This window comes from Spirosoma daeguense (assembly GCF_054776875.1).
Window position 1 is genome coordinate 262990 of sequence record NZ_BAAHBF010000003.1, and the last position, 13742, is coordinate 276731.

Annotated in this window: 11 protein-coding genes; 2 read left to right on the plus strand and 9 right to left on the minus strand. The window is 46.0% G+C overall.

The window, feature by feature from the left end:
• The first annotated feature begins 59 nt into the window (after positions 1 to 59).
• Positions 60 to 575 (plus strand): lipocalin family protein, encoded by a 516-nt coding sequence (locus ACYVD4_RS10290; protein WP_460945151.1) that lies wholly within the window; start codon positions 60 to 62, stop codon positions 573 to 575.
• Positions 576 to 719: 144 nt separating this feature from the next.
• A complete protein-coding gene (locus ACYVD4_RS10295) occupies positions 720 to 1247 on the plus strand; it encodes a lipocalin-like domain-containing protein (RefSeq protein ID WP_460945153.1) in 528 nt (175 codons plus the stop codon).
• 57 nt (positions 1248 to 1304) lie between these two features.
• Here the strand turns inward: ACYVD4_RS10295 and ACYVD4_RS10300 are convergent, their stop codons facing one another.
• The 9 genes from ACYVD4_RS10300 to ACYVD4_RS10340 all read right to left on the minus strand — a co-directional run bounded on the left by ACYVD4_RS10300 (position 1305) and on the right by ACYVD4_RS10340 (position 13725).
• A complete protein-coding gene (locus tag ACYVD4_RS10300) occupies positions 1305 to 1988 on the minus strand; it encodes a uracil-DNA glycosylase family protein (RefSeq protein ID WP_460945155.1) in 684 nt (227 codons plus the stop codon).
• 126 nt (positions 1989 to 2114) lie between these two features.
• Positions 2115 to 3218 carry a vWA domain-containing protein gene (locus ACYVD4_RS10305; protein WP_460945157.1) on the minus strand — a complete coding sequence of 368 codons (1104 nt, stop codon included), beginning with the start codon at positions 3216 to 3218 and terminating at the stop codon, positions 2115 to 2117.
• Positions 3219 to 3385: 167 nt separating this feature from the next.
• A complete protein-coding gene (locus ACYVD4_RS10310) occupies positions 3386 to 5278 on the minus strand; it encodes a CocE/NonD family hydrolase (protein ID WP_460945159.1) in 1893 nt (630 codons plus the stop codon).
• A 118-nt stretch (positions 5279 to 5396) separates the two neighbouring features.
• On the minus strand, positions 5397 to 5975 hold the full coding sequence (locus tag ACYVD4_RS10315) for a Uma2 family endonuclease (protein ID WP_460945161.1): 579 nt from the start codon (positions 5973 to 5975) through the stop codon (positions 5397 to 5399).
• Between the two features lie 52 nt (positions 5976 to 6027).
• Complete coding sequence (locus tag ACYVD4_RS10320) at positions 6028 to 7605, minus strand: TolC family protein (protein WP_460945163.1); 1578 nt, start codon at positions 7603 to 7605, stop codon at positions 6028 to 6030.
• Positions 7605 to 8957, minus strand: coding sequence for an HlyD family secretion protein (locus ACYVD4_RS10325; protein ID WP_460945165.1), 1353 nt, complete (start codon positions 8955 to 8957; stop codon positions 7605 to 7607). The genes ACYVD4_RS10320 and ACYVD4_RS10325 overlap by 1 nt, the downstream gene beginning before the upstream one ends.
• Positions 8950 to 9951 carry an ATP-binding cassette domain-containing protein gene (locus ACYVD4_RS10330; protein WP_460945167.1) on the minus strand — a complete coding sequence of 334 codons (1002 nt, stop codon included), beginning with the start codon at positions 9949 to 9951 and terminating at the stop codon, positions 8950 to 8952. The genes ACYVD4_RS10325 and ACYVD4_RS10330 overlap by 8 nt, the downstream gene beginning before the upstream one ends.
• Before the next feature lie 418 nt (positions 9952 to 10369).
• Positions 10370 to 11293, minus strand: a complete 924-nt coding sequence (locus ACYVD4_RS10335) for an aspartate carbamoyltransferase catalytic subunit (RefSeq protein ID WP_460945169.1) — start codon at positions 11291 to 11293, stop codon at positions 10370 to 10372.
• Between the two features lie 98 nt (positions 11294 to 11391).
• Entirely contained in the window at positions 11392 to 13725 is a 2334-nt protein-coding gene (locus ACYVD4_RS10340) for an O-antigen ligase family protein (protein ID WP_460945171.1), read from the minus strand.
• Positions 13726 to 13742: the final 17 nt, after the last annotated feature.

Sequence of the window (13742 nt, forward strand, 5' to 3'; positions counted from 1 at the left end):
TTTTATGTATCAATTTTAGACGTAAAAGACTCATCTCCCTCTTTTATTAGCAAAAACGTATGCAAAAGCTCAATTTCTCGCATGTATTGGCATGGTCTCTTATGCTGACTATACCGTTCTGGTTTGGTTCCTGTAAGAAAGAAGAAACGACGCCCACTCCATCCAGCACTTCGATTGATGGTACGTATAAAATCAGTACGCTGAAAGTAGATCCGAAAGTTTTGGGTATATATGATGACCTCATTGCGGCATCTAAATTACTTTTCAATAATACTACCTGCCTGAACGACCTTACAATTACATTCAAAACCAATGGTGATGCCGCAGCCGATAACCCAACATCTTGCCAGAGCATCGGTGTGCCGGTTAGTATGTTCACCGGTATAAGTACCTCCAGTAAATGGACGTCGAGTAATAATAAACTTACCATTACACAGGCAGACGGTACAAAAACCGAGTATACGATTTTGTCGAATGCGGGGGGAATCCTGAAATTACAATGGCAGGGTTTACTGAACTACCCAACACCGAGCACAACCATGTATACCTATACGATGGAGTTGAAGAAATCGTAAAAAGGTCGCTCTGACAACAAATTGATGACCGATTGGACCATTCAGCAATAGATTGGCCGTTAAATAAGTCGTATAGAGAAAAACTTTTTGGAATATATAAGCTTTGCGGTTGAGTTTTAATCTTAATTTAACCGTAAGCAATCAATGAGAAAAGTAAACACAGTACGTCTATGGGCATGGGTATCGATTATAGCATTACCCTTATGGTTTGCTAGTTGTAAGAAAGGAAGCGACGACGTAGTAACACCATCGAAATCGGCAGTAGAAGGAAACTGGCAGTTTTCAGGATTAAAAATTAGTCCAGCCGTCGATTTCGGCACGGGGCAAAAAACGGACGATTTGCTATCTGTCTTTCAATTAATTCCGAATGGAAGTCAGCTTGTTAACTGCCTGAAAAAAATGACCATTACATTTAATGCCAATGGTACTGTTACAGGAAAAGTTGATAGCCAATGTGCGGCTTTGGTCGATGATGTGAACCCAATTGAAGATAAATCGACCTGGAAACTAGATGGAAGTAAGCTAACAGTTACCAGCGGTACGGAAGTAAATGTTTTTGACGTGAGTTTGAGTGGTAATCTGTTAAAACTATCGGCTCCTTATGTTGATGATTTTGACGGTGATGGAAAAGACGAAACCTACACCCAAACTATGGAATTGACCAAATTGTAATAAATCAATTAGCGTAGAAGGATGAAGAGCCGTGCTATTGACCGTAGCACGGCTTTTTTATGCTTCGTCTAGGCAGTCGTACAACGTAGTGATGTACTTTTTCCGGTATAATGCTACGTCTTTTGATTTATATTGAAGAATGTAACGTGGGTGATCTAACGTAACGATACGCTCAAAGAAACCTTGTTCTTTGTTCAGGCGCTGAAGATACGCTTCATTTTTACGTCCTAAGCAAACAGCTACCCGCCGGTCACTGCCAAACGTAAGCTGTGTTCGAACCGCTTCGGTGATGGCTGGCCAGAGCGCATTGGTTGTGTTTCGGTCGTCGTAAAAATTGTAATTTTCCCCTGCTTTCGTCAGTGCTAACGGGAATAGAGATGTCAGAAAAAAGTGTCTGTAAAATGCTTCGGCTCCACCAAATGCTTCGACAACCTGATAAATAAATCGGCTCGATAATTCGGGCGTATCGCGCAGATCATTTTCAATGCCGCAGTAGCGACGGAGATTCTGAGGGGTTGTAAACGAAATGCCGGTGACGCCCGCTCCAAACCGTCCGGGATTAATGCCAAGCAGAAAAACGCGTGGCTGATTATCACTGAAAAATCGCGTATAAAACTCTTCTACAAGGTGCTTGACAACAGGCGTTTGAAATGAATTTAATACGTCGACGTCTGGCGGCAGATTAGTTGGAGACGCCAGCGAATGATAATAAGGAATCGCTTTATCGGCAAAAGTGGTCATTAGTAAATTTTGTTGTTCATGTGTTACTACGTCGGCCGTTGCGATTTAGGATAAAAGAAAAGCCGAGACCTCGGCCCCGACTTTTTGTATTATCAATAACGTAGCGTTTGGCAGACGTTTCTGGAATTATTTGATATTCTTCCGGCGATTTCGCTGAAAATCCTCGAACATCATATTGCCAAGCCCTTGCAAACCACTGTAATAAGCCCGGCCGTTGTTCACCTTCGTAAATTCCTGAACAAACTGTTTCAGATACGGATCAGAAGCAATCATGAACGTAGTGATGGGAATATCGAGCCGACGACACTGTGCGGCCAGCGTGAGCGTTTTACTCACTACTTTACGGTCGAGGCCAAACGAGTTTTTGTAATATTTAATCCCTTCTTTCAAACAAGTCGGTTTTCCATCGGTAATCATGAAAATCTGCTTGTTTTTATTCTTCCGCCGACGTAGCAGATCCATTGCTAACTCAAGCCCAGCTACGGTGTTAGTATGGTATGGTCCAACTTCCAGATAGGGCAGTTCTTTAGCTTGAATTTGCCAGGCGTCATTCCCAAACACCACAATATCGAGCGTATCTTTAGGATACTTGAGTTTTACCAGCTCAACCAGCGCCAGCGCCACTTTCTTGGCAGGCGTAATACGATCTTCGCCATACAAAATCATCGAGTGGCTAATGTCAATCATCAGAACAGTCGATGTCTGGGTTTTCTGCTCTTTTTCCGTTACTTCCAGATCACGCTCCATCAGCCGAAACTCTTCAACGCCACTGTTAATCTGAGCGTTTTTGATGGATTCGGTCATCGAAATCTGCTCTAGCGTGTCGCCAAACTGATAGCTACGCAAGTCGCTACTGAGTTCGTCGCCAGTGCCCGTGTAAGGCGTTTTATGATTACCGCCTGATTTCGAGCGTTTCAGCTTGCCGAAAATTTCTTCGAGAGCCGCCCGACGTATCGTTTGCTCACTCTTGGGCGTCATAACGATACGTCCTTCCTGATTATCGTCGGTCAGGTAGCCTTTTTCTTTCAGGTCTTCGAAGAAATTTCCGATGCCGTATTTGTCGTCGGTTAAACCATACTGGCGGTCAAGCTGGCTCATCCACGACATGGCCTGCTCTACGTCGCCCGATGTCAGCAGCAATAACTGCTGAAATATATTGAGCAGCTTTTCGAAGTTGCTGCCTTCTTTTTGTTCGGGTGGAATATAATCTGAAAATCGGAAGCCTTTCATCAGTAAGAGTCGTTATTCGTTAATTGTATCAAATGATACGGTTGTCTTAGATAGCATCTTGCTGTCTGACGTGCGGCAACAGCTAATCGCTGTTTATAAACCTTTAGGAACGTAGCAGCGAATAAGTCCACAACAGGAGAACAGTATGGTTAGCGGATTTGTTCGCCTTACTTTTTCACAATCGGTAACCGAATCTGCGATGGATACTGCGCCGTGTGAATAACCTGATTACGGGCAATAACGCCTTTCGTTTCGGTGTAATTATCACCACCCGTATTCATATTTCGGTCGAAACGTGGGAAGTTACTGCTCGATATTTCAACCCGAATGCGGTGACCGGGCGCAAAATAATTGCTGGTCGACATGGGACTTAACGTAAGCTTATAAACCTTGCCTTTTTCTATCCATACTTCTTTGTCAAACCCATCGCGATAGCGGGCACGTAGTATCGTTTCGTCCAGATTATACGCTTTCCCATCTGGGTAAACGTCAATCAATTTAACGGTAAAATCAGTGTCTTTAGCATCCGACGATACGTAGAGCGTCGGTTCGATGGAGCCGGTTACCTCAACGCCATCGGCAAACGGTTCGGTTGTGTACACCAGAATATCCTGCCGCGTTTCCATCTGATGCTGATCAAATGAACCACCTTGCACGGCGCTTCCGGTGCAACAGACGTTGCCACCATAAGAAGGCACTGGATACGCAGGATCGTAAGCAAAAGCATCTGGTTTTTCGTCCTTGCCAACTGGTTTGGTTGTTAGTTTTCCATCACCATACAAACTGTTAGCTCGTCCACCGCTGGATAGGTAATATGTTGTCATGTCAACATTGGCGGGAGGCCAGGTTTCGGAGGTTTGCCATTTGTTAGAACCCATCGTATAGTATTTCACACGAGGCATATTTTTCACTACGTCGTTAGTTTCGCCTTTGAGCCAATGGTCGAACCAGCCGTAAATCATGGCGTCGTAATCCAGCCGGGCATCGCCAACGCTACGTTCGCCCACGATGGTGTTTGCTGTAGCGCGTTTGTACGCACAGTGCAGGGTAGGAGCGATAACCAAATACTGACTGTCGCGCATTTTGGGATCAACTGCATTCTTGCGGACGTGGTTGAACAACGCCAGATTCGGGCCGGTCGATACGTCATACCACGAGGCAAACCAGTAGCTCGGCACGTTGAAAGGCATATTATCGTGGTAAAGACCGCCTTTGTACCAATCCGGATCGTTGGGTTTACGGGCAATCATTTTCTCGTAAACGCCTTTCTGACCATTCACATTCTTAATTATATCCTGAACCGGCAAATGCTTTAACCCCTGTACCCAATCGACTTTGGGCATTTCGGGTGCCAGATCGTAGAAGCGCGAAACGCGGGTTAAATCTTCACTGGTGGCTGTTTTTGGGAAAAGTGGCCGTGCTGCCTGATCGACCTGCGTACCGTAAAGCCACGTAGTAAATAACATCTGTTGCGCCCCACCTCGATACCAGTTGCCTTGCTCGTAAAACTGCCCGACCCGGCCAACGCCAGCGCCAAAACCCATCGGAACCATAGCCGCATGTGATGGATGCGCCAAAGCCGCTACGGCCATTTGCCACTCGGCTGTTGAGGAGCAACCATACGTACCAATTTTTCCATTCGACCAGGGTTGTTTCGCCATCCAGGCAAAGGCATCGTAGCCATCGGTAGTTGGCGGCCCCAGAATATCCCATTCGCCTTCGGAAAAGAACACGCCCCGTTCGTTCTGTACTACGTAGGCATAGCCGTGTTTTACGGCGTCGAGAGCCGTCTGATACGTATTGGGTTTTTGTTCGCCATCGCCCCAGCTATTGAAATTGTAGGGTGTTTTTGAGAAAATAATCGGAACTTTCTGATTGGTTTTTGGGCGATAAATGTCGGTTACCAGCCGAACGCCATCGCGCATGGGCATCATCACTTTCTGCTCGATGATGGCAATTTCCTGTAATTTCTTGAGCACATCTTCCTGCGCGTATACGTAGCGTGTGAAGCAGAGGAACGTAACAAAAAGGACTCGAACTAACGTAGCGGATTGTTTCATTGATGAGGCTATACAAGTGGAGGCAACGTAGTGAAATAACGTATTTTAGGCCATAAAACAAAAGCAGAGCAACTCATCGGCTGCTCTGCTTTTGTTACGTTCAGGAAACGATAAAGCTTTATACGGCTATTTGCATACTTAACTCGGGCAATATGGTTTCGCCTGATAGGCTAACCGTTGGGCCATGTTTTATTTCGATAGAACCATCTTCCCGATAAACAAATACCTGATGCCCTGCCCGATCAATCAGCCAACCCAATCGGCAACCGTTATCGCGATATTCTTCCATCTTATCTTTTAAGTCTTTCAAATCGTCGCTTTTCGAGCGAATTTCGACAACAAAATCCGGGCAGACAGGCGCGAATCCTTGTCGCTCGATTTCTGGAATTGATTCCCAGCGTTCCAGACTGATCCAGCCAACATCGGGCGAGCGGACGGCTGAGTTAGGGAGTTTAAAACCTGTTGAAGAGTCGAATACATGGCCAAGCTTTTTTCGGCGATTCCAACTCCAGAGTTCGCCAGATAGATCGGCGTTGTAACGTCCTGTTTCTGTTCCGGTGGGGGGCATAAAAATTATGTTTCCACGAGCATCACGTTCGAGACGGGCTGTTTTGTTGGCCTGACACAGTGCAAGGAAAAAATCGTCATCGAATTTCTGATGCCGGGGAGGGTGTAATGTATGAAGTTCCAGTTCCATCAGCGATACGCTATTTTTTCAAAAATAAGAAATTGTCAGGAAACACTCCACCTTACCGCGTGCTTACGTTCGAGCCGGCTGCGTACCATAAGTTGGCGAGGGCTTTCTGTTGTTTTGAACGTAGTTCTTCCAGCTTTATCTGAAGATCGATCAGTTTTGATTCCCGGCTGTTGACCAGAAACAGCGAGCTTTCACCTAGCTGAAATTTCTCTACTTCAGCACGTACCAAAACCTGCTGATTGGCCGCCGTTTGCTGTTGGGTCGTGATTTGTCGTTCAAGAGCCGCCAGTTCATTCCAGCCCCGTTGTACATCGTTTACAATATCACGACCGGCCTGCTGACGTTCCAGCCCCGTTTGCTGGTTCTGTAACTGCACCTGCCGAAGTTTACCGCGTTCGGAACGTAGGAAAATCGGGAAGGCCAGATCGACGCCAATTTTGTGATTATCTGTCTGAAAACCGTAGTACGTAGCACCGTCGTTTGCCCCACTCGGCAGTGGCCCACGGCTTAACAGGCTGGCTTCTAAATTAACTTTCGGTAGTAAAAGCGAGCGCCGATAACGTTCTTCAAGCGTTAATTGCTGTTGCCGATTGCTTAACCGAATCAGTTCGGGATGCCGTTGCGATGCCCGTTCGACCAGCTCCTGAAGCCGGATCTGATTTGCCTGATTTGGTGGTGCTGTCTGGGGTGCTACCGACGCGGGTAAATCGATTGGTTGCGGATCTCCAGATTGGCTACTCCATAAAAACGTGCTCAGCAGCAGACGTGTATTCTGTAACTGAACGTCCATCTGTTGTAGCTGAACCAGCCGATCCTGAACCGTAATGAGCGCTTCGGTGGTGTCGATAGCGGCCGCGTCGCCAATCTGATTACGTTCACGAATGGCCAGAAACCGTGTTTGTGCCAGTTGATACCCCTGATCAATCCAGCGAAACTGCTGATAAGCCTGATACCAATCCCAATAGGCTTTGGCCGCGTTCAATAATGTTTTATTGATCAGATCTAGCTGCTTGGCTTCGGCCATATTCACCGATAGTTGTGCCTGACGTAACGTATTTCGGCGCGAATCGATCAGTAAGCCCTGTGTAATGGGTACATTAAGGCCAACGGCCATTAAGCCGGTTGGTGGTACGTTGTTTTCAGGATTCAGGTATTTACCAGTGTTTCGGTCGTAATACATTTTCAGATCAAGCCCACCCGGCAGTATGGGAACCGATACGCCAGAGCGCCATTTTTCGTAATACAACGTATTGCCGAAGTTTTTGCTGGCGTAATCGGTCATCAACTTTGGGTCGAAAGCACCACGAGCCTGCATCACCTGGGTTTGGGCCTCCTGACTAAGTAAGGTTGCCTGTTTCACAATTGGATGATGCTGCATAATGGCCTGATAAAACTCATCGGCCGTAAATACGGGTAACGTATCGGCCACAAGGGTCAGATTGGCAGGCTTTGTTGGTAATCCAGACGTAGTGCCCGTGTTTTCAATAACCGTGCGAGACAACACGTCATTTTTTGGCGTAGCTGTTATACTGTTTGGTACGTTGAGAGCGGGGCCAGTTTGTTGGCCAAACATAGAACCTGACCAGAGCAGAAAGCCCCCTATCCAACCATACGAAAGGAATAGCTTCATTATTTTTCTGTCTTAGCAGGTTCTTGTTTTAAACTGGGTGGAAATCCGTTCAACTGACGCCATATTTCATACCAGATCGGTACGTCGTCAAGCATTACCCAGCCGACAACGCCCGAACCAACCCGTAACTGTTTAGGCCAGGGCTGATCGCCTGGCATTACTTCCGGACGTACCAGTAAGCGATATTTGCCGTCGGTGCTGCTAACTGCGTCAATAACAGCTACCTTACCACCAAATGTACCAACAGCTACAGCAGGCCAGCCCGAAAACTGAATGGCGGGCCAGCCATCGAACTGAAGCCGAACGATTCGACCGCGTTGAATAAGGGGTACGTCCATCGCACGAACGTAGAGCTCAACGGCCATTGTTGGGTTATCTGGTTGTAACGTAGCAATGGATTCACCTTCTTTTATCGTCTCACCAATACCGGCTTTCAGGGCACGAACGATGTAGCCATTCTGCGGAGCACGAATGATGTATAGGCCACGACGTACTGCTACGTTACTAATTTTGTTGCGCATCACCGCAATCTCGTTGTAGGCACTGGCTTGACTCGATACAGCCGAGCTGCGATCTGACATCGTTTTGGCGATTTCCTGTTCATACTTGGCCTGAATCAATTGCAGGTTAAGTTGCGCATTTGCCAGCGCCTGACGCGATACGTTCAGTTTGTTGTCCTGAACAATCACCTTGGCGTAATCCTGCTGGAGAGTGATTCGGCGGGTTTCGAGATCGGTGAGCGAGAATAGCCCATCTTTATAGCCTTTTTCGTAGCGTTCGAGCCGGGTAACCGCAATCTGATAATTCCGGCGAATCGCTTCCAGGTCTGCACTGTCGATACGTACCTGCAACTGACTTTGTTTTACCCGATTTTTTGCTGAAGCCAGATCGACTTTCACGCCTGCGCTTAAGGCCTTCATTTGGCCGTCTAAAGCCTGAATTTTTGCATCGGTAGCCACTCGTGAGCCTTCTTTTGCGTTTAATTGTTCGCGAAGACGCTGGGGCAGGTTGGGATCAAAATATTCGTCTTTGATTTCCGAAATAACGAGCAATGTATCACCTTTTTTTACGTATTGTCCTTCCTGTACCGACCAGTGTTCGATTCGTCCGGCAATGGCGTTTTGAAGCGATTGCGGACGATCTTGTGGTGATAAAGCGGTTATTGTTCCGGTGCCGCTGATATTTTGCCGCCAGGGCAGGAACATGATGATGATAGTCAGTATGAGAAAGAAAAGCAGCCATCGGCCAAGCTTTCGACTACTTCGGGGATGCGGGAGTTTTTGTAATGATTTAAGCGGGTGCTTTGCAACAATCAGCTCATCATCAATTTGTTGATTGGATATGTTAAGCATGGGTTGGTGTGTCTGTTTCGATGGGTAAGTCGGTTACCATACCAATTTTTTCAACACTGGCCAGCATATCGAAAATGGTGTCGAAGCTGGAAATTAGTTTGTCGACAGCGGCTGTTACCAGGACGATAACTAACTCAGAAGCAACAAATTGACCCAGCGACATCTCGCGGCTAACCACCAGCGATGTGCCCAAAATGAGTAATCCACCCGTAACTAGCATCCGGAATGCGATGGATGTATAATAGAACCGTTTCAGGATGCTGAAATGCTTGTTCCGATTTTTTAGATAACTGGCCAGATGTTGGTCAATCTGGTCGATGGGCGAGCGGGAATCATCTAACGGACGATTTTGCGATACAGCAAGCGAATACGTTTCGAGCCAGTCGACTACCTGATACTTATCGCTCGATTCTTTAATGCTTGTATACGTTCCTTCTGGACCAAACAGGCGAACCACACTGTAAATAACCAATAACGTTACGACGCCAAAGCCAATAAAAACAGGGTGATAGAACGATAGCAGAATAACACCAAACAAAATCTGGATGATTGCTGCCGGTAAATCGATCAGGATTTTCGACATTCCCTTTTGTAATGTAACCATGTCGAAAAACCGGTTCATAAGTTCGGGTGGGTAATAGGACTTCAGGGCGTCGGGTTTAATACGGGGTAACCGATACGTGAATTCGAAGGCTGCTTTTACGAAAATTCGTTGCTGAATAATCTCGACCAATGTAAGTTGTACTACTGTTAATAAACCGCCAACCAGCACGCCGACAATAACCAGCCCGATCATTACGTAGACCGAGCTAAACAGCATACCACTGGATACTAAATTAAAAACTGCCTGAATACCAAGTGGTAAGGTTAATCCGATTATACCGGTGATGATGGCAAATAAAAGTGTGTATACTATATCTTTTCGTTCAGTTCCCAATAATCGCATCAATCGTCGGAAGGGCGATGGTGGGGGTTGTTGCGTAATAACCGCCATATAATTAGATTACTATTAACATTAAAAAGGCATTAAAACTCCTTTAACCACAACGACGTGAATAGATTTTTGGTTTACTCCGATTGATGAAAGTAGAGGCTTAAAACCGCAAATTTCACATTTTTTAACATTTTAATAATTTGTACTTTTTCAACAACGCTTGAAAAATAGACGTAGTAAAGAACCGTAATATTGGCCGTATTGTTCTGATTTTTAATCTGTTTAGCTGGCTTCCTTACGTTATAGAAAGTGTATTAAGACAAGTTATGATCAAGTCATAATTTAAGTCGGTGTATAGACTTATGACAATTGACGGGATGTGAGGTCGCTAAAAATGGGCCATTCTTAATCCGTTAAGCAGCAAGTAGCCGCTTAAGAAGAAGTAATACCTAAAGTATGAGCCAATACAAGCGAGTTTCTACAACTGTGCCAGCAAATACAGCACCGCCATACGTACTGCTACGCCGTTTTCTACCTGATCGAGAATGATGCTGTGAGGAGAGTCGGCTGCATCGGAAGTTAGCTCTACTCCGCGATTGATGGGGCCGGGGTGCATCAATACAATCGGCCGGTCCAGCTCGTCGAGCATTTGCTTCGAGATTCCGAAATAAAGCGAATATTCACGTAGTGAAGGGAAGTATTTAATCTGCTGACGCTCCAACTGGATACGTAGTACGTTCGCTACGTCGCACCAGGCTAAGGCGGCTCGCACATCATGCCCAACTTTTACGCCCAACGATTCGATGTATTTCGGAATCAGCGTTTTAGGGCCGCAAACCATTACCTCGGCTCCCTGTTTTTGCAGGCAGAAAATATTAGAAAGGGCTACACGAGAATGGGTAATATCGCCAATGATCGCGATACGTTTACCCGCTACGTCGCCCAGTTTTTCTCGTATCGAAAAGGAATCAAGCAGAGCTTGGGTTGGGTGTTCATGCGTGCCATCGCCCGCGTTTACTACGTTGGCTTTAATGTGTTTGGTAAGGTAATGCGGGGCACCGGGGCTGCTGTGGCGCATTACAACCATATCCACCTTCATGGCCAGAATATTATTGACCGTATCGAGTAGGGTTTCTCCTTTTTTGACTGAACTGCCCGATGCTGAAAAATTCACTACGTCGGCTGATAATCGTTTTTCAGCAAGTTCGAATGAAAGTCGGGTGCGGGTCGAATTTTCGAAAAAAACGTTGGCAATCGTTACGTCGCGCAGGGAGGGTACTTTTTTAATCGGTCGGTTAATGACTTCCTTGAACTGTCCGGCGGTTTCCAGAATAAGTTGAATATCAGACTCGTTCAGGTCTTTAATACCCACCAAATGGCGGACGCTAAGGGATTGGGCCATAAAAACGATGCAGCTAAAAATCGGGCAAAGATAGGCGACAGACCGATACAGATAACAGTTGACGTAGCGGTTGTGAAAGTGAACCGCTAAAAATAGGGCTACAACAAGGCTACTAATTGACGTAGTTCATCGGTAGGGGCTACATTACGTTCGACCGCATCCGTATATATCTGTTTGATACGATTATAGTCATAACGGGCTCCGTAGTGACGGGCGAAGGAGTTGAGTGCCGTCAGCAGACCTTCTTTATCGTGGGCATCGAAAGCAGCTGTTGCCCATTCAACGTAAACATCGGGTGAGAGCTGATGCCTATAAGGTACATGAACTACTCGTTTTACTAATCCCCCCGGATTCTTCATCATGTAATAGGCCTGTTTCACTAATGCAATATTAGCTATTAGTCCGGCATCGCTAAGTGTATACATCACGGAATCGGCTTGAACGGGCTTGTGATCTACTACGTAGGCAATGGCTTCGTAAACAACCGGAGTTTCCCATTTAGGCTCTAGCTGGTGGGCTTGTTGGAAAGCCGAACGAGCCATTGAAATAGATCCCTGTTGCATGTAGGCACTTCCCAGTTGAATAAACGTAGCAGGACGTTTTCCTTTTTCGATGGAAATTGCTTCTTGGTATAAAGGAAAAGCTTTGGCATAATCGTCTCGTGCTATGTAAAGTGATGCCAAACGGGCTTTGTAACGACTAGACTGCGGATGCTGCTGACAAACTTCGCTCCAGATAGCGACGGCTCGGTCGTAACATCCTTGTTTGTCAGCGGCTGACAGATTGGTATCGTTTAAGGATGACAAGGCCAGTGTAACTAATTGATCGGCAACATCTGTTTTGCCCACTGTAGCTGTGCGATACGTTTGTTCAAGCAACGTAGCACGTTCAAAGAGGGTTGGTTTTTGATTGAATTGGTTTAGCTGACGTAGCGTTTTGACAGGAATAGAGATAGCGAAATAGGCAAACAGTAGTAGAGAGACTGTAATCGCAAGACGGGTGGGCAAAAGCCACACAGGCGTACTAACCGAAAATTGTGTATTGACTAATCTGGAATTTTCTTTAGCCGTATTCTGGAACGACGTATCTATAAAGGCAAGCAGGAGAAAAAAGCCCTGCAACGCCAACATACTATCAGGGTTGAAAAGATTGAATAAAAAGTAGCTGGCCAAACCCGCTGTTAATACGCATTTCTGTAGAACTGGCAGTCCTGATCGGATAAGCTGCCATGATCCTACTACCCATATTGCTACGTATAGCAGTAATCCTAGTATGCCTCCTGAAAAAGCCCATTCAAGTGGTACGCTATGAACCCGATCGTACCAGTCGGTGCCTTCCAAGGCCAAACCAGGAACGTAATGCCGGGCAAAGCCATAGTTGTAAGTATCCTGCCCCCAACCTAACAGGGGTTTTTCGGCAGTGGCAGAAAGGGCAATTTGAGTACTCAATTGTCGTGGCCGCCAAGTGTCAAGTGATCCCGATAAGTGGGTGAGACGATAAATGACTGGTTGTTGCTGTAACGTATCAGTTTGTAAAATAACCCAACCAATACTTGCAAGCCCGATAGCAATTCCAGCAAATAACGCAACCTGTTTAGGGTGAGTGCCTACGTAGCGAATGCTGAGCAATACGCCTACTAAAAATACACCTACACCAAGGCTGATCAGTGCAGAACGAGATCCCGTCAAGAAAATTCCGGCCGTCAGTATGATACCTATAACGAGTAAGCCACCTATAGCTGGCCAATTGCGTAGGCCGTTGGAAGACTTTTCGATACGGCTTATAAGTAAAGCGCTGACAATGACCTGTTGAAGCAAGTAAACTGCCATAAACGCAGGATTTCCTACGGTTCCTATTAAACGGTGATCACTAGCCTGCCAGCCAAACTTGCTCCCAAAAGATAGGACAAGCACCAATAGCGCTATGACGACAGATACCACAAAAGCAACTGTCCATTGTTGATTTGAGAAATCAAGGCGTGATAGCAGTATGAAATAAAGGCCAAGATAGAGGTACGTAACGAAACCTTCCATTCGAGAAAATCCCGACCAGAAGCTGGCTTGTGGATCTATTCCATGCACATTGGCAATAGCCATTATGCCTAAAAAAGTAAAAACTGTATACTGTAATAGCGATACGTTCTGATGCCAAATCGTTTTCTGCCAGATGGCTGTGAGTGCCATAAGCGTTACTATAATTGAGAAATAGAGAACCCGAACCGAAGTAAATCCAAAGAAAACGCTGGTACTAAATACAACAGGCGAAAGTAAAGACAGGATCAATAAACCAAATTGTAGTCTACTGGCAATCGGCGAAGCGGGATTACTGGATTGATGATCTTTTTCTGGAATGGGCTTCGTCTGGATAGGTTTCGCAGATGGTGATGAGGGTATTTTTTTGTCGCGGGAGGAAGGTGTAGATGATTTGGCCATATTGTACACGTTGGATA